Below are 17,019 nucleotides of genomic sequence, written 5' to 3'. Positions count from 1 at the left end.
TGGAAGTATTTCTGAGGGACATTTCGGGCAAACGGGAAGCCGCTACAAACGACGGATTGTCCATTTTGTTTCATGCGGTCGACGTGTTGTGCCGGTTCGACGTCGCCCCTTAAATTCGTCCAAAAAGTGCTTCGGGTTACACGAACGAGGAGGTTATTTATTTGCGACGGCGACGCGGTTCCCAACCGGCGTACTGACCTGCGCTTATCTGAAGGAATGTGTGTTGTCCGATTTCGACCGGGCTGCAGAACGGCACTTGCGGATCGGGCCACGATGCAGGTCTGGGTTCAAGGCGTCTCACATCGGGCAAATCATTCCTCCCACAAAAACTCTGCAGGCAAAAAAGCGCCCGCTTCCGTATGAGCGGGCAAACCATGTACGAAGGACATGGAGGAGACTTTCCTGAGTCCAGGCGCCCACTCGAAACATGTGGCGGCTTACACCCCTATCTCAACGAGCCCTTACCTTCAGGTGGTCGTACGTTTGAAAAGCTTCTGAAGAAATTGTGCCATGTCAACCGGCGGATGAATGGCTCTTCGCCGTTTGCGGGGGGTGACATTGTCGAGCGCACGGAAGAGCGTCGAAGTTTGCAAGACCTCCGGCAGCAATTGCCCCTGTGGCATGCGAGGCCCATATACGACGTCGAGCGGAATGCCAAAACGACCAAAATCCTGAATGTAGGCGAGGACTCCGGGGTTATACCGGCTCCAGTCGGCTCGCATGCGCACGACATTGTCCTGTCTGAGCCGAGTGCGCACGACAGCCGTGTCCAGAACAGACAGCTCATTGACTTTGCAGGTGAGACACCAGCTTGCCGTTACGTCGACGAGCACAGTCTTGCCGCTGGCGACCAGCGGGCTGATTGCATTTGGATCGAACGCTTGCCATTCGGAGGGTGGAGCGCTTCGGTCTGCTGCTCCGGAAGGGGTAAGCGAGGCAATTGCAATGGCACTGCACGCAAGGAGCGCAGTCGTCGCGCCTGACCATCGGTTGGTCCGCAGGCTTCCCAATCTGGTAACGACGGCCCGCACGGCGAGAATGGCAATCAGCACGATACTGACGAGTGACGCGGCTTCCATACCCGCGATATTCCACAACGACACGATCAGCCAGACCGAAGTCGTGAGCAGCAGTAGGCCCATGATTTTGCGCAACTGGATCATCCATTGGCCGGGGCGCGGAAGCAACGTCACGAGCGATGGAGCGAGCGCCAACGTCAGGAACGGGAGTGCCATTCCTACCCCAAGTGCGAGAAGCACCGCCGTAATCTCGAGCGGGCTACGTGCCAACGCAAAGCCGACCACAGTACCGACGAGCGGAGCCGAGCACGGTGTCGCTAGAAGCGTGGAAAGCATGCCGCCGACGAACGCCTCGACAATCGGCCCCCGACTCGTTGCACCGCTTGCACCTCCGGAAAGGATTGGCGGAAGACCGATCGGGAGCCAGTCAAAGAAGCTTGCAGCGAACAGCGTTGTGAAGACCGCCATGCCTGCGAGGAACCACGGTTGCTGGAACTGTATGCCCCAACCAAGTGACGCACCCGCGAGTTTGAGCACCGACAGCACGACTGCAAGCAATCCAAATGACGTGACAATTCCCAGTGCCGTCGCGAGCGCCACCCGCCTTGCCGTTTGGCGTTCGGTGCCTGCGGCTTTCGCCACCGAGAAAACCTTGATTGAAAGAACGGGCAACACGCATGGCATGAAGTTCAGAATCAGGCCGCCAAGAAGAGCCAAGGCCAGAATGACGACGATGCCGTGATCGTCGTCTCCCGTGGGGATGACTGGTGCGGCCATGAACTCGGCCGCTCTGGATCCGTCCACCACGGTCAGGCGCAGCGGGTCTTTCGCTGCACCGGCAGGTGGCAGTTCGACTTCCAGTGCAGCCCGGTGGCCGTGGTTTGAAAGGTGTACCTGCGGCGCTGCGGGCAGACCGGCCTCAGCTCCTTCGACGAACAGGTCAGGCGACCGAAACGGGGTGCCTTCGCTGCGAAGATCGACCTCCAAGCGCCGGCCGGCGGAGGTTTGCTCCAGCGTGCTATGCACCACGCCGATTCCGGCCTCTGTGGGCGTTTGCGGCACCCCTTGCGCCGCTGTGGCGATATCTGCGGCTTCGCTTGATGGTCCGTCCATGCCCGGCGGTAATGTGAGCGCCACCTCTGCATGTTCGGGCACGCATACATCCGCGCAACTCGCGTAGTCGAGAGTCAGCGCAATGCGGGTCGCCGCGTGCGGATGGTCCAGCTTAAGGCTCACCGGCAGAATGAAATCGCCCGTATAGACACTGTTTTGCAGACCCGAAACAACGAGGCGGGACGGCGCTGGCCAGGACACGGATGCCGATGCAACATTCCGGGACCGAGACCAGTCGAAAATCGGCGCAATGCCGGCATCGCCAGGCGTGCGCCAGTAACCATGCCACCCGTCCGGATACCGGAACTCGACACCTAACTGCAGCGTGCTGCCCGGTACGCCGTTGGTTGCTGTGATGATGCGTACACGGGCGCGCTGATCGCCAGTCCAGTTCGAGGACGCGGCACGAGCCGCAAACGATGGAGCAAGAACAAGCGTTGCGACCAGGACAAAGAAGGCGCCAATGCGAGTGAATCGAGGCATCGCTTGCTCCTCGTCGAAAAGCGGATAGGTACGTCGGGTTTTCACAAGCCGTCCGTCCGGGACGGAGCGAAACCACTTCAAGGCTCATCTGTCACGCGGGCCGCGCCGACAATATGTCCGTCCGGTGCTTCGAGCAGGATTGCGGTCTTCTCACCCGCGGGTATCTGCGCTTCGAACATCACCGGTTTGCCCATCCATTGGCCAATTGGTTGAAACGAACGAACGATGTTCGACTCTTTCAGCGTTCGCCCGCCGTTTTCACCACGCCCGACTGAGGTCACATGCTGCGTGTCGTAACCAACCAGAATCACCTGGGCGCTTCCGGAGCCCGCACCGACTGAAACAGTGATGGCGTTGCCCTTGCGCACGGCGGATACCGGCATGGCCGTTGAATCGGCGTCTTTCGCTTTCTGAATCGCGGCCTCGCCGGTTGAGCGGTCCGAACCCACGAAGCCGGTTGTTCCGTCGACGACCATTTCAGGGGTGTAGGAGCCGTCGCCGAAGCGTCGAGCGTATTCAGCCTGACGTTGAGTGGCGATATCGAGGGAAAACGGGTCCTTCCACCCAAGGCCGTTCCAGTAGGTTACGTGGAATGCCAAAGGGAGAATGTCGCTTCGCTGTTGACTTAACTCCGACAGGTAGGCGTCAGCCGGCGGACAGGATGAACAGCCTTCGGACGTAAACAGTTCGACAACCGCGGGTCGGGGCATTGCCGCGACGACCGGGAGGGCCACAAGCAGCGAAATGAAACCAAGCAGACGGGCTAGCATGAGTTGACTCCTGGTGAGAATCGTTGATGCACCGGTCGCGGCGGAACAGGCGATATGACAGCCCGAAGAGAAAACTAAGGAACCTCTTGATCAAGCTCCCTCAGTAACTGCGTTAGGGGCGCACACCCTTTCCACCGGGCGCGTTTCTACGGCGAATACCTTCCCCCTGAACGGCGCCAAGGACGAGCGCGGAAAACGCGCACACTGCAATGTTGCGGACTAGTTTCATCCACATCTCCAGCTGTGTCGTTGAAATGAAAGCATGAGCAGGACGCCTCACCCTGTCTCGCAGCGCTTGCTGACGCAGTCCTTATGCTAGTTCGACGCGGGCCTCGATCGGGTTACACCTTCCGAAAATAAACGATCCGTTAGGGCGCTCACGTGTGGCAATGGCGATGGTGTTGGATCTCTCCCGGCTGGCGCGTGCGCAACCTCGCGAGCGCCGATCCTCTGTTAGCGCGGGACCACCTGTCCGAGCCGTAGCGGCAGTTCGTCCAGCCGCGACACCACATGGTCGGGTTGCTGGCCGAGTTCCTCGAATGTGCCGCCGGCCCGGTTGACCCAGCAGGCTGGATAGCCGAAATGGCGGGCCCCGGAGGCATCCCACGCGTTTGACGACACGAACAGGACTTCCGACCGATGCAGCCCCATCGTGTCTTCCGCCAACGCGTACACGTCAGGATGCGGCTTGAACACCTTGACGTGCTCCACGCTGATCAGATGGGCGAAGCGCCCTTCGAGTCCAGAATGACTCACCACGCTGTGAATTGAGCGCACCGAGCCGTTAGACAGGATCGCCAGCGGCAAATCCATGGCCTGAAGTTCGGCGAGTGCCGCGGGTACCTCCGGATAGGGCTGGATTTTCAGGTACTCGTCGCAGAGAGTGACCCGTACGTCATCCTTGAGCGTTAGCTTCAGGTGGCCGCAGGTGTAGCGCAGTGCATCGTCGGTTGCTTCCTCGAAGGAGAGGTAATGTCCCATCAGACTGCGCAGCCACGTATATTCGAGTTGTTTCTGCCGCCAGATCATGCTGATTTCGAGCCCTCGGCATGGGAAGTATTCGCTGCAACGGCGAGCGACCGAATGCACGTCGTAGAGCGTGCCGTACAGGTCGAAAACGATGCCTTTGATGATTGTCATATTGTTTCTCCAGGATAGATTCAGGAAGGCCGACGCGGGATAGGCTGTGCGGCCAAAAAATGGGTTGAACGGGTTACTTCGCTGTGCGCTCATGCTCGGGATCGAAGCCCGTGTGTGCTTTGAACACGAAGGCGTCGAAGCGCGCTTCGTGCGCTTCACGGGCGGCTCGTCGCCCCTGGCGACTCGTCGTCATGGTGCCGGCCCATGCACCCACAAATCCGAGCGGCATGCTGAGGATGGTCGGATTCACGATCGGGAAGATGGCGTGTCCCTTGAGAAACGCGGGCCCGATGAAGGCGAGGACTACTGACGAGGCAAGCCCAACCGCCATCCCGCCAATCACGCCCGCCGTATTGAAGCGTCGCCAGAATATTGACAGCAGGATCACCGGGAAGTTGGCCGATGCCGCGACTGCAATCGCGAGAATGACCAGCACGCCGACGTTGATGCCTTGCGCGAGCATCCCCAGCAGCACAGCCAGGGCGCCCACCGCGATGGTGGCGATTCTCGCGACGCGAACCTGTTCCGCTTCGCCAATCTTGCCGTCGTTTATCACGTTCACGTAAAGATCGTGTGCGATGGCTCCGGACGATGCCAGGGTCAGGCCGGCGACAACGGCGAGGATCGCCGCGAATGCGATTGCGCATATGCAGGCGAGGAAGATTTGACCGCCGAGCGTTCCGGCTCCGCCGCCAAGATATTGCGCGAGCAGCGGCAGCGCAAGGTTGCCGCCCGCGTCCGCTGCCCGGATCGCATCCTGTCCGACGAAGGTGGCCGCGGCAAAGCCGATTAGTGTTGTGACCAGGAAAAAGCTACCCGCGAGAAACATTAGCCAAAGTACGGATTTGCGTGCGGTCCGCGCGTCGGGCACCGTATAGAAGCGTGTCATGATGTGAGGTAGGCCCGCCACGCCAAAGACAAACGACAGGAAAAGCGACAGGGGATCGAGCGGGTGATGGAAGTAGCCGCCTGCGACGAGCATGCGTGGGCCGTAGAGATGCTCCACCGACGCGAACAACGTCAGGGCGTTGAAATGTACGGCCGAGAGCAACATCAGTACCAATACGACTGCCGCGATGAGCAACAGAACCGCCTTGACGATCTGCACCCACGTGGTCGCGATCATGCCGCCGAACAGCACGTACACCATCATGCCGACGCCGACCAGTACGATCGCCAGATCATACGGAATACCGAGCAGCAGCTTGATCAGCGCGCCCGCACCGGCCATTTGCGGGACCATGTACGCCAGGTTGACGACGACTGTGCCGATCACGGCCGCAAGCCGTGCGTGACGGCTGCGCATGCGCTCGGCAATCACGTCGCCGAAAGTGAAGCGGCCGGTGTTTCGAACCGGCTCCGCGATGAGCATCAGTACAACGAGGAAAGCGACCAGCGCAGCCACTGCATAGAGGGAACCATCCATGCCATACAGCGACACGAGGCCTGAAAAGCCGAGGAAGGCCGCAGCGCTCATCCAGTCGCCCGCCAGCGCAAAGCCGTTGGCCCGCGCTGACAGGTTACCGCCCGCGGCATAGAACTCGCTGGCGGTGTGCGTGCGGCGCGCGGCCCACCATGTGATGGCGAGTGTGAGCATGAGAATGAGCAGAAAGATGCCGACAGTCATCGCTTTCATGTCCGGCTCCGGCGGCGTGCATCGTCGGCCGCCAGTGCAGCCTGCGTGTCGAACCGGTTGTTGGCTGCATAGACATAGATGCAGGCGGCCGCCCAGCTCAATCCGTACATGAGCAACACGAGCAGATATCCGACGTTAAACGCTCCCACCACTTTCTGCGCCATCCGCGGGCGGTTATAGCCGGCGAGCAGCGCGGTGCCCAGGATGAAGAAAAGGCTAAGACCCAGCAGCGGCGCGACGACGCGGATTTTTGCGCTGACCAACGCCCGGAAGCTCATCGAATTTACCGCCGAGACTGGCACCGAGGATCCTTCATCGATGCGCAACGGGACTAGCGGAGGAGTTTGCGGCGGATGCGGGTCGTGCGAGAGTTCGATCATCTATGTCTCCATGCTTTTGTAGATGTGTCCGCGTACGCGGGCCGGTTGAGGTGGCTGACCACCCGCAGTTCAGTTCGGCCCGCGTTCTGCAAAGAGCAAGGTCCGCACCAGCAGGCAGCAGGCGTACCGCGCGCAGACCGCACGGTGTTTGCGCTAAAGGCCTGAGAGGCGGTGCGGCGCACGTGAGTGCCCGGATCCGATCCCTCACGATCAACCGCTGAAACTGCTTAAGGATCGTTAAGCGAACCAGTTTTGATGGCGGCTGATTCAGATTTGACTCAGGATTTGGCGGCGTTGACCGTGTGCAGATATCTGGCGGAGCTGGTGTATGCTGGATCCTCGAAAAGCGCGGATGGCGTATGGACAATAGGGCCTTGATGGCGACGCTGGATGACTTGCCGCTTGGCGTCGCGGTGATCCGGGATGGACGGATCGAGTGGCATAACGCCGTGGTTCGCGACGGCATGGCGAGGGATCCGCGAGATCCGGGCGTGATTCACGGGGCACTCGCCGCACTTGGTTCGATGCGCGCTGCCGGAACGGATCAGGTGGCTGCGCGGATGGAGTTGGGAGGCACCTGTTACTACATCGGCGTGCATGCGTCGGGCGAATCGGCGTTGGTGCTGCTGATGCCAGGGAGCGATTCGGAAATCCCGTTTCCCGAGATCGTGCGGCTGCGTCAGTTATGCCAGGACCTCGAAGAGATTTTTCGCCATTCGTTTGACGGCATCTTCGTTGCAGACGGCCGCGGCATGACGCTGATGGTGAACGAAGGCTGCGAGCGCAACTACGACCTGAAGGCGGCCGACATGATAGGCCGGCATGTGTCCGAGTTCGAGCAGAAGGGCTGGATCCGGCCGGTGGTCGCGCAGCAGGTCGCCAGAACCGGGCAGCGCATTTCCACCACGCAGCAAACGCATACCGGCAAGACCATCATGGTCACGGGCATCCCCTTGTTCGACACGCTTGGCCACGTGCGCAAGGTGATCATCAATTCGCGCGACACGACGGAGTTGATCCAGCTTCAGGATGCGCTCGCCAGGGCGAAGGCGGACTTGCAGCGAGTGGACGCGGAGATCGAGGCGCTGCGTTTGCAAAACCTGAAGGTAGAGGGCCTCGTTCTACGCAGCGAACCGATGCAGCGCGTCGCGAGCCTCGCGGCGCGCGTGGCCAAAGTTGATGCCACAGTGCTGATTGCAGGTCCATCGGGTGTCGGCAAGGACGTGGTTGGGCGGCTCATCCATCGGGAAAGTTTCCGTGCGAACGGACCGCTGATCAAGATCAATTGCGGCGCGCTGCCGCGCGAGCTGCTCGAGTCGGAACTGTTCGGCTATGAGCCCGGCGCTTTCACCGGTGCGCAGCGGCAAGGCAAAACCGGACTGGTCGAACTGGCGCACCGCGGTACGCTCTTTCTGGACGAAATCGGCGATCTGCCGCTTGATCTGCAGGTCAAACTGCTGCAAGTCCTGCAAGACCGCATCATCGTCCGGCTGGGCGGCACGAAGTCGATTTCCGTCGACGTACGCGTCATTGCGGCGACGAACCGTGATCTCAAGGCGATGGTGCTGGAACGCACCTTTCGCGACGACCTGTACTACCGGCTCAACGTCGTGCCGATCACAGTGCCGGCGCTCGTGGAACGCAGAGACGACATCGCTCCGCTCGTGCTGCAGTTCGTCGACGAATTCAATGAGCGATACATGTTGCGCCGCAAGGTCTCCGAGCAGGCGATTGCGTTGTTGCTCACCTATGACTGGCCAGGCAACGTCCGTGAACTGAGAAACGTGGTCGAACGGATCGTCGTGACAAGCCAGACCGACGTGATCGGGCCTGAATTCCTTGATGGCGTGTTGCCGGTCGATGTGCTGGACCAGGAGCCAAACACATTTCGCCAGCGGGTGGAACGCTTCGAGCGCCGGTTAATCGAAGATGCGTTGCGCAAACATGGCAATACGCGTGAAGTCGCGAAGATGCTGGGGCTCAGCCAGTCAAGCGTAGTCCGCAAGCTCAGACGCGGAAAATGAGGGTATTTCACTGGCATGAGCGCCGCGACGGCAATTGTGCCATCGCGAGAGTTAGCCGCCTTGTTGTACCAGGCGATCGCGCTGATTGCGGCGGGCAATGTGAAGACTACGTGGTAGTACTCCACAGGCAGCAGATCGGCCCGGCGCGCCTCGAGCCACCGGCATGCAGCGCTGGCCTGGCACTTCGGGCAGTGACGGTTACGGCAGGCAATGGGGTGCACCCCGCTACCTGCCTTATGGGAAGTAATGTCTAACGGGGAGTTCCAGATCGATTCGGCGTGATTTCGGCTGTGCCTGCAAGGCCGGATGGCCGCCCTGTCTCCTGGCAATGGCTTTGCTTCACAACACTGCGGTGCTTCGAGTGGCATGTCGGACTGGTCGAAACAAAGCCGATCATTCGTGATAGTTCGGTCGGTCGATATTCTGATAAGACCCATTTCCCTTGGTTCCCATCCGAGTACCGCTCTTGTCTTTTCACTTGTGGCCGGGCCGTTGCCAGCGAGAAACGTCGCGAGGTTTCCGAAATGGGCCGTCGCCTGTTCGGCGGTAAGGAATTGCGCTGGCACTCCTACCTGCCGGCCGATTGAACAGGATGAGGTCGGTATGCGGCTGCAACGGGGAGCGCTTGAGGTTTTCCGCGAGCGCGGCTACGACTGCACTACGGCTGCCGAGATCGCCGCACTGGCCGGTGTGACGGAGCGGACCTTCTTTCGTTATTTTCAAGTCAAGAAGGAGGTGTTGTTTGTTGGCGAGGCTAGGCTACGAGAAGCCTTGGCTGCTTGTATAGCTAACGCGCCCGACGATCTCGGTCCAATCGACACTGTATCGAGCGTTTCGGTCGGTCCATCCCATGCTTGAAGACAATCGGCCATTTTCCGCGCCCCGGCACGAGGTCATCACCGACGCGCCCGCGCTTCAAGAACGTGATTTGGCGAAAATGGCCGCGCTGGCCGATGCACTGACAGCAGCATTGAAGGCGCGAGGTGTCGCGGAACTGCAAGCTGTTCTTGCAGCACGCACCGGCGTGGCTGCGTTCGTTTACGCCACGGTTTCCTGGCTCGAGGATCCCGGTTTTAGTCTCGCCGAGCGTCTTGATCTTGCCTTTCGCGAACTGAAAGTGACGGTAACTGACGCTCGCCACCTTTCGCCTAGCCGGCGCGCAAAGCAAACGCGCTCGCGCCCGAAGGCGCGCGGTTAGCGTCATCGCTTTTTGCAGTCGATACAGAGGGCGTGCGGACGGCAGCCTGACGCCAATGATTCGAATGTCACTGGAAATGAAGCCTTATCCTGAAGTATCCAGATTCGTATTTCGGACTTCGGCAGCGCCGCCGAGGTGTTTTCAGTGTTCTCGGCCTTCCGGTAGGACTTTGCGACAAGGACCATTTGGTTCAACCGTTTGAAATTTGAAGCCGTTAGCTGCAAAGGTCACCCGGTTTGCGCCGAAATTTCCATCTTGAGTGAGCGATGAGAGTTGAAATCAAGCGCTGATCCCGGCGTGAGCAGTAGTTGAACCGACTGATTCCGTCACATGTCCAGAGACTTGCGGTTGCCTCCGAACGCGCAACTCTCCCCCGTGAGGAGTTGGTGTTCGGGCGAGTATTGAAAAAGGTGTTGGGATGGTTCGCGACGTCTTTCTTCATGTCTTAGAGAATGTTTCAAAAAGAGTCGTCCGAGCGCTGAAGCGTTCGCCAGCAGATCAGGCAACATGCGAGTTTAAGGAGCCCTTCATGGATGTCGGCACGACGCTCGTATCGAGTGCGAAGGCGGCGAAATCCATGCAGCCACGCATTGGTTCGCTCGACGACCCAGCGGACTTTACCGAGACCGCTCCCATGGGGTTCGCCACGCCGGGCGATCGATGTGGGGATGCCGGCAGCGTGCAAGGGCCGGTGATACTTGTCGTGGTCATAAGCGCGATCCGCATAGATTCGGGCCGGCTTGCGAAGTGGTCGGCCGCGCAAGGCACGAACCGGCGGGATCGCATCGACCAGTGGAAGCAGTTGCGTGATGTCGTTGCGATTCGCGCCAGTCAGGATGACCGCAAGCGGCGTACCGTTGGCGTCGGTGGCAACGTGATGTTTGGAACCGGGTCGCGCACGATCGGTGGGGTTCGGTCCAGTTTTTCGCCCGCCCCAACCGCTCGAACAGAAGTGGAATCGATGACGACGCGAGAAAAGTCGATCCGGTCGGCGGCACGCAACTTTGCGAGCAGGATCTCGTGGAGCCGATCCCAGACGCCGGCCTGTTGCCAGTCGCGCAAGCGCCGCCAGCAACTGATACCCGATCCACAGCCCATTTCGGCGGGCAGATCGCTCCAGCGAATGCCGCTTTTGAGCACGAACAGTATCCCGGTCAGCGCGGCCCGATTGGCCACGGGCTTGCGCCCCGGATACCGGAAGCGTCTCGGCCTTGCTGGCGGTAGAAGTGGTTCGATCAATGCCCACAATTCGTCGTCGATGATTTGCCTGGCCATCTCCTCGCTCCGCTCGTCACAACGGTCGAGGTTAACAGCTTTGCGTTTGAGTTAAGGAAGGTCTGCAAAAGTCCTGGCATTGCGTTGCTGCTGAGCTATCCTGGAAACAGAGCGAATTAGGTGAGGAGCAGTGTGATGACGCAACTTGGTCTTGGTCTGGATCTGTCAACGAAGCGCACGCGCAAACGGGAATTTCTCGATGAGATGCGACGTGTTGTGCCCTGGTTGAAGCTGATTGCGCTGATTGAGCCGCACTATCCCACGGGCAAAACCGGTCGGCCGCCGTTCCCGATTGCAACGATGTTGCAGATTCATTTCATGCAGCAATGGTTCGGTCTGTCAGACCCTGCCATGGAAGAGGCACTCTATGACGTTCCGCTGTATGGCGAGTTCGCGGGTCTCGACGGCGGGATGGTTCGCTTGCCGGATGAAAGCACGATTCTCCGGTTCCGCCATCTGCTGGAAACGCACGGACTGGCGGTGCAAATGCTGGCGCTGGTCAATGAAATCCTGACGGAGAAAGGCCTGATGCTCAAGGCTGGATCGGCAGTCGACGCCACTCTGATTGCCGCGCCCAGTTCGACAAAGAATGGCTCCGGCACGCGTGATCCGGAAATGCAATCAACGCAGAAAGGTGGCAACTGGTACTTCGGGATGAAGATGCATATCGGCGTGGACGCCGACTCGGGCCTGGTCCATACGGTCATCGGAACGGCGGCCAATGTCCACGACATCAACGTAGCCCAGGCATTGCTGCATGGTAAAGAAACGGATGTGTACGCGGACGCCGGATATCAGGGTATCGAAAAGCGTTGTGAGGCTGACGCGGTTCGTTGGCATGTTGCAATGCGACCGGCAAAGCGCAGGAAACTGGATCTGAGTGATTCGGTGGACGCGATATACGATCAGATCGAACGCCTGAAGGCGGGTATTCGAGCCAAGGTCGAACACCCGTTTCGCATCCTCAAGCGGCAGTTCGGTTGGCGGTTTCAAGGGTGAAGCGCAACGGGGTTAATGAAACGCAGGCGGAGGCAGTGAAGCGGCTTCGAGCATGCGTGCGAAGACCTCCAGAGGCGAGTGAAATGCGTGCGTAGCACGTGGCCTGCTATTCATGCTGTCAGCGATGGCGTCAAGTTCATCCTGGCTGCACACGGACAGATCCGTACCTTTGGGCAGGTACTGACGCAGCAACCCGTTGGTGTTCTCGCAGGTGCCGCGTTGCCACGGACTGTGCGGGTCGCAGAAGTACACGCGCACGCCGGTGGCGGCAGTGAGTTCGGTATGTCGCGCCATTTCCTTGCCCTGATCGTAGGTCAGGCTCTGGCGCATCGGAGCGGCGATGGAGTTCAGTTTGGCGCTGAAGCCAGCCAGCGCGGAGGCGGCAGTGGCGTCGTTCATCTTCGCCAGCAGCACAAGCCGGCTGGAACGCTCGACCAGCACGCCCACGGCGGAGCGGTTGCCCGCGCCCTTGATGAAGTCGCCCTCCCAATGTCCGGGCATGACGCGATCGTCGACTTCAGGAGGACGCACATGGATGCTCAGCATGCCGGCCAGCTGGCCGCGCCTGTCGTTGCCGCGACTGCGCGGCATACGCGTATTGTGGGTCTGGCGCAGACACGCGATGAGCTGGCGACGCAGCTCGCCGCGCGGCCGCGCGTAGATCGCGTTGTAGATCGTCTCGTGCGAGACATGCATGCTCGGGTCATCAGGCCACATGCGTTTCAGGGTACCGGAGATCTGCTGTGGCGACCACTTCCAATCCAGCAGGCTGAGCACAATGCGCCACAGCGCGCCTTGCGGGTCCAGTTTGTGCGGCGGGCGAGCCGCCGCCCGACGGCTCGAACTGATGGCCTGCGTGTGAACCGAAGCGTAGCCACGCACAGCACAGGTATTGCGTACCAGCTCGCGGCTTACACTCGACGCCGAGCGGCGGAGCGTTCGGGCCATGGCCCGAACGCTCAACCCCTGCTGTTTCATGCTGGCAATAGTGAGACGTTCTTCAGGCTGCAACTGCTGATATGTTCGCGAATTCATGTGCGCACCTTAGCAGGTCCAAGGTGTTGCACTTCACAATTGAGGCCGCCGTTACATGAAGACCCGCTATCGTGGTTTGATGAAGAACACCGCCCAGATCACTACGCTGTTTGCTTTGGGCAATTTATGGATGGCGCGTAGAGCTTTGCGCAAAGCTTGAAACACCGAGCCGATAAAGTCCGTATGTCTGGTTGAAGCGCTCCGGCGCGCGAAAAAAGCCCCGGCGATTGACCCGCCAGCAAAGATCTGAACGCAGAGGCCGCGCTGGATGTGAAAGATAACGCTTGCAAAGAGGGTTGTGCAGACCTTCCTTAACAGTAGCCGTAGCTCTTTTTGAAACATCGTCTTAAGAAGCTGCTGGAAGAGAGGCATCTGTTGTTATTGGGAAGACCGGGAAGGCGGAATAATTCAGGTTATATCTTGTGTCATCTTTGGCGCCGAGCCCCGACTATAGGAGGGAAGGTAAGTGTCCGTTTCACCGATCAACGAACCCACTTAGGGTTAATCGGATGCAGAGTTGTGATTAAGACGACCAACCAGGCGGGCGACAACAAGCGTAGTCAGGTACAGCCCTGCCTTTCCGCCGTAGGTCGAGCGGTGGGCACACGTCGAATCGGAGAACCCTGTCATGTCATTGCAGAAACGTCTCGATGCCTTCAAGGCGACATTCGAGTCCGGGCTACCTCCTTACAATGTGCATCGTTCGGTCGTCGATACGCTCCAGCGGGCGACCGACGAGCTGATCGAATCTGGCCTTGCTGAGCGAGCAAAAAGGGTCGGCGACGTTGCGCCGCGTTTTGTCCTGAAGGACCCGGACCACCGGCCGGTCAGTTCGGGAAAGCTGATTGCCGACGGCCCGTTGGTGCTGACGTTCTATCGCGGCGTGTGGAGCCCATACTGCAATCTGGATCTTCAGGCGCTGCAGGCGGCACTCCCCGATATCGTCGTCCGTGGCGCGAGCCTGATGGCGGTTTCGCCGCAAAACGGGGTCAATAGTCGCAGAACGATCCGCGAGAACCGTCTCAGTTTCCCGATACTCGGAGACCCGCATGGTGAACTTTCGGCAGACTATGGGCTGCGCGTCGCGTTACCGGACTACCTCGTCGAGTTGTACCTGACCATGTTCGGGGTCGACCTGTCGTCATTCAACGACGACCCCTCGTGGACGCTCCCGATGCCGGCGAGGTTCATAATCGACAAGAACGGCATCATCGCTTACGCCGAGGTGAGTCCGGACTGCACGAAACGCCCCGACCCCGCCGAGCTGCTTCCGGTTCTCGACAGACTCGCCGCTGGAGGCCGGGCGTGAGACTTTTTCACCACACCTCCAGGAGAAAGACATCTGTCCGCTACCCGCGTAAATGTTTTTCGCGCGGCTTATTTCGCGCGAACTTTAACCAGAACTCGCAATGAACCGAACTACCGAAGATAGACCGGCGCGTCCCGTCGAAGAGCGACTGAAGGCTCTATTCGTACGTGGCCTGGATGGGGATGCGGCGGCTTATCATGCATTTCTCGGCGACCTGACCGGGCATCTGCGCGGGTTCCTGAGAAAGCGTCTTTTCTATCTGCAAGACGATATCGAGGACCTGGTCCAGGAGATTTTGCTGGCAGTGCATAATGGACGCCATACCTTCCGTCCAGACCAGCCGTTGACGGCCTGGGTGCATGCGATCGCCCGCTACAAACTGGCGGACTTTTTCCGCGCCCGATCGCGCCGGGAAGCGTTGCACATGCCGCTTGACGACGAACTCGAGATATTCGCTACATCCGATGTCGAACCGGCGGAGGCCCGGCGTGATCTGAGCAAGCTGCTCGAACAGTTGCCCGATCGCCAGCGCCTGCCGATTCTGCACGTGAAGCTGGAGGGGCTGTCCGTGACTGAAACCGCAAAGCTCACCGGCCTGTCGGAGTCGGCGGTCAAGGTTGGCGTGCACCGCGGTTTGAAAGCATTGGCACTGAAGTTTCAAGGGGCATCATGAAGACAGAGGATCTTGTTTCACTGCTGGCCGCGGGGGTGCCCGCTATCGATCATAACGTGTCGGCAAAGCGATTCAGCTGGGCGATGTTATGCGGCGGTGTCGGTTCCACGGTGCTCATGGCAATCGTTTATGGCGTTCGCCCCGATATCGGCGCGGCGATGAAGACGCCGCTGTTCTGGATCAAGCTGGCTCTGCCTCTGTGCCTCACACTCGCTGCGTTGCTGGCGACGGCGCGACTGTCCCGGCCAGGAATGGCGGTAGGCCGCGCGTGGGCCGCGCTTGCTGCGCCAGTGCTCGCCGTCTGGATTGCAACGCTCATCCTGTTGTGGTTGACCCCTCCCGACGCGCGCTTGCCCCTGGTAATGGGCAATACGTGGCGCGTATGCCCGCGTAATATCGCGTTGCTTTCAGTGCCAGTGTTCATCACGGTGTTCTGGGCGATGCGAGGTCTGGCTCCCACGCGTCCCAGGCTGGCCGGCGCCGCAGGCGGCCTGCTGGCGGGAGCGACTGCAGCAGTTGCTTACTGTTTCCACTGCCCCGAGATGGGCGCGCCATTCTGGGCCGTCTGGTATCTCCTCGGCATGCTGACTCCCACGCTTGCTGGCGTGGCGCTCGGGCCCCGGCTGCTGAACTGGTGAGTTGGACCGTTGGAAGGTCAAACTGTGTTCAGCCAGCGCTGCGCAGAGGTGCGTGATGACGGCGTGGCCAACTTCAAGGTAAATGCCGAACTCCAGCAGGAAACCATGTATCTGGTTGCGGGTCTTCACCCGATCGCGTACGAGTGATTCACGTCCACACCGGCACATGACGCCGCGTAACTGATCCCCAAACTTATTTTTTGTGTGTCCTGTAACCAATCCGGGTAAATAGGCGAAATACCGTATGAAGCGCAGGCAGAAGCCTGTGCTTGAGCGACCGACGCCAGGAACTCAGGATACCTGGAACGCCAGGGTTGGCTGGCATTTGGGCAGCCTGATCAATATCCCTTTGGGAGAGCAATGATGAAAGCGAACAAGTTGGTGATGATCATGGCCGTGGCAACTCTCGGCATGTCGGCGCTGGCGAGCGCGCAATCTGTGCAGCCCCCTGACGCAAACTCAATGGCGGCAGGATCGAATCAAGGTCCGAAGACTCGCGAGCGGGTGCGTGAGGAACTGGCTCACGCTCGCATGAACGGTACCATCCCGCGTTTCGGTAATCCCGATCCCTATGGGCCTGGCGGCACACCGAATTTCACCCGTCACTAAACGGACGGTAGGGAATAGCAAGGCAAACTGATCGTCGAGGTTCAATCTGTTCGAGGTAGTAATACGGGCACGAAAGATCCTGACGGGAGGCGCGGCCCGTAGTACGAACATACTAGGTTGCGGCCGGAATAAAGCAGGTTTTGTATATAGGCATCCTAAATTTGTGTCACGAAAACATGAAACTGGAGATCCAATGAAAACGATTCTAAAAATCATCTTGTACGCAATGTTCCCGGCTTTCCATAGCCGCGGGATCTGTGCATGCTGAGGGAGTCGGGCGCAGCGGTACCTATCTGATGCCGCAGGACTATCAAATGATGATGGACAAGCTGACGCCCGAACAACGGACTCAGGCCATCAACATCCAACAGAAAATGATGCAGATGGAGATGGACCATCAAGACGCAATGTCTCAAATGGAGATGAAGCACGAGCGCGAAATGATGCAATTGCAAGACCAGTTGCTCGATTTGTTCAAAGGGCACTGATACTGTCCGGAGCATCGTTACCGATGCTGCCTTGGGTTCGCTTTCGACATTCCTGCAAGGAGCGGTTCCGGTAACCGGATGTCAAGCGGTAGGCTCCGTCCGGGCGACGTAGTCCTGATCGGGCCACCCGCCATTTTGTGCGAATTCGCTCGGTGAGTCATCGTGCTTCCGGCCGGGTTTGCCTGCGCGCTGCATACGCTGCATAAGCCGCCTGGTAACGCAATCGCGCA

15 protein-coding genes and 4 pseudogenes are annotated in these 17,019 nt (G+C 59.5%); 10 read left to right on the top strand and 9 right to left on the bottom strand.

What is annotated here, in order from left to right:
• Window positions 1-467 precede the first annotated feature (467 nt).
• The 5 genes from OKW29_RS08530 to OKW29_RS08510 form a co-directional block, all read right to left on the bottom strand.
• Window positions 468-2,660, bottom strand: a complete 2,193-nt coding sequence (locus tag OKW29_RS08530; RefSeq protein ID WP_429290681.1) for a protein-disulfide reductase DsbD family protein — start codon at window positions 2,658-2,660, stop codon at window positions 468-470.
• Window positions 2,661-2,692: 32 nt separating this feature from the next.
• Window positions 2,693-3,385, bottom strand: coding sequence for a DUF1223 domain-containing protein (locus OKW29_RS08525; RefSeq protein WP_429290680.1), 693 nt, complete (start codon window positions 3,383-3,385; stop codon window positions 2,693-2,695).
• 453 nt (window positions 3,386-3,838) lie between these two features.
• Window positions 3,839-4,525, bottom strand: coding sequence for a haloacid dehalogenase type II (locus tag OKW29_RS08520; protein ID WP_429290765.1), 687 nt, complete (start codon window positions 4,523-4,525; stop codon window positions 3,839-3,841).
• A 73-nt stretch (window positions 4,526-4,598) separates the two neighbouring features.
• Window positions 4,599-6,161: a solute symporter family protein gene (locus OKW29_RS08515; protein WP_121317704.1), complete on the bottom strand. Its 1,563-nt coding sequence runs from the start codon at window positions 6,159-6,161 to the stop codon at window positions 4,599-4,601.
• A complete protein-coding gene (locus OKW29_RS08510) occupies window positions 6,158-6,541 on the bottom strand; it encodes a DUF485 domain-containing protein (protein WP_429290679.1) in 384 nt (127 codons plus the stop codon). The genes OKW29_RS08515 and OKW29_RS08510 overlap by 4 nt, the downstream gene beginning before the upstream one ends.
• A gap of 359 nt (window positions 6,542-6,900) precedes the next feature.
• Between OKW29_RS08510 and OKW29_RS08505 the strand changes: the two genes are divergently transcribed.
• Entirely contained in the window at window positions 6,901-8,565 is a 1,665-nt protein-coding gene (locus OKW29_RS08505) for a sigma-54 interaction domain-containing protein (RefSeq protein WP_429290678.1), read from the top strand.
• 56 nt (window positions 8,566-8,621) lie between these two features.
• Here the strand turns inward: OKW29_RS08505 and OKW29_RS08500 are convergent.
• Window positions 8,622-8,774: pseudogene (locus OKW29_RS08500) on the bottom strand (transposase zinc-binding domain-containing protein); the annotation flags it as partial.
• Window positions 8,775-9,168: 394 nt separating this feature from the next.
• On the opposite strand from OKW29_RS08500, the gene OKW29_RS08495 reads away from it, so the two are divergent.
• Both OKW29_RS08495 and OKW29_RS08490 read left to right on the top strand, forming a co-directional pair.
• Window positions 9,169-9,423: a TetR family transcriptional regulator gene (locus OKW29_RS08495; protein ID WP_429290677.1), complete on the top strand. Its 255-nt coding sequence runs from the start codon at window positions 9,169-9,171 to the stop codon at window positions 9,421-9,423.
• The gene (locus OKW29_RS08490; RefSeq protein WP_429290676.1) at window positions 9,416-9,763 is read left to right on the top strand and encodes a hypothetical protein; all 348 of its coding nucleotides are present in this window, start codon (window positions 9,416-9,418) and stop codon (window positions 9,761-9,763) included. The genes OKW29_RS08495 and OKW29_RS08490 overlap by 8 nt, the downstream gene beginning before the upstream one ends.
• A 457-nt stretch (window positions 9,764-10,220) precedes the next feature.
• Here the strand turns inward: OKW29_RS08490 and OKW29_RS08485 are convergent.
• A protein-coding gene (locus OKW29_RS08485) for an IS5 family transposase (protein WP_429290675.1) occupies window positions 10,221-11,038 on the bottom strand; the annotation gives its coding sequence in 2 pieces (ribosomal slippage) (window positions 10,221-10,690 and window positions 10,690-11,038; 819 coding nt in all).
• A gap of 135 nt (window positions 11,039-11,173) precedes the next feature.
• Here OKW29_RS08485 and OKW29_RS08480 point away from each other — a divergent pair.
• Window positions 11,174-12,019 (top strand): annotated as a pseudogene (locus OKW29_RS08480) (IS5 family transposase); the annotation flags it as partial.
• Window positions 12,020-12,049: 30 nt separating this feature from the next.
• Here OKW29_RS08480 and OKW29_RS08475 read toward each other — a convergent pair.
• Entirely contained in the window at window positions 12,050-13,072 is a 1,023-nt protein-coding gene (locus OKW29_RS08475) for an IS30 family transposase (protein WP_429290674.1), read from the bottom strand.
• A 52-nt stretch (window positions 13,073-13,124) separates the two neighbouring features.
• On the opposite strand from OKW29_RS08475, the pseudogene OKW29_RS08470 reads away from it, so the two are divergent.
• From OKW29_RS08470 to OKW29_RS08455, 4 genes and pseudogenes are all read left to right on the top strand, one after another.
• A pseudogene (locus tag OKW29_RS08470) lies at window positions 13,125-13,232 on the top strand (IS5/IS1182 family transposase); the annotation flags it as partial.
• Window positions 13,233-13,700: 468 nt separating this feature from the next.
• The gene (locus OKW29_RS08465) at window positions 13,701-14,381 is read left to right on the top strand and encodes a peroxiredoxin-like family protein (protein ID WP_429290673.1); all 681 of its coding nucleotides are present in this window, start codon (window positions 13,701-13,703) and stop codon (window positions 14,379-14,381) included.
• Window positions 14,382-14,481: 100 nt separating this feature from the next.
• On the top strand, window positions 14,482-15,054 hold the full coding sequence (locus tag OKW29_RS08460; RefSeq protein ID WP_429290672.1) for a sigma-70 family RNA polymerase sigma factor: 573 nt from the start codon (window positions 14,482-14,484) through the stop codon (window positions 15,052-15,054).
• Window positions 15,051-15,692, top strand: coding sequence for a DUF1109 domain-containing protein (locus tag OKW29_RS08455; RefSeq protein ID WP_429290671.1), 642 nt, complete (start codon window positions 15,051-15,053; stop codon window positions 15,690-15,692). Before OKW29_RS08460 ends, OKW29_RS08455 begins: the two co-directional genes overlap by 4 nt.
• 18 nt (window positions 15,693-15,710) lie before the next feature.
• Here OKW29_RS08455 and OKW29_RS08450 read toward each other — a convergent pair.
• Window positions 15,711-15,845: pseudogene (locus tag OKW29_RS08450) on the bottom strand (IS110 family transposase); the annotation flags it as partial.
• Window positions 15,846-16,052: 207 nt separating this feature from the next.
• Between OKW29_RS08450 and OKW29_RS08445 the strand changes: the two are divergent.
• Window positions 16,053-16,301 (top strand): DUF4148 domain-containing protein, encoded by a 249-nt coding sequence (locus tag OKW29_RS08445; RefSeq protein ID WP_429290670.1) that lies wholly within the window; start codon window positions 16,053-16,055, stop codon window positions 16,299-16,301.
• Between the two features lie 314 nt (window positions 16,302-16,615).
• Entirely contained in the window at window positions 16,616-16,789 is a 174-nt protein-coding gene (locus tag OKW29_RS08440) for a hypothetical protein (RefSeq protein WP_158608939.1), read from the top strand.
• The last annotated feature ends 230 nt before the right edge of the window (window positions 16,790-17,019 follow it).

Source organism: Paraburkholderia sp. CI3 (assembly GCF_050436505.1).
In the GTDB taxonomy this organism is placed as follows: Bacteria; Pseudomonadota; Gammaproteobacteria; order Burkholderiales; family Burkholderiaceae; genus Paraburkholderia; species Paraburkholderia tuberum.
This window is presented reverse-complemented; position numbering and strand designations above follow the sequence as displayed.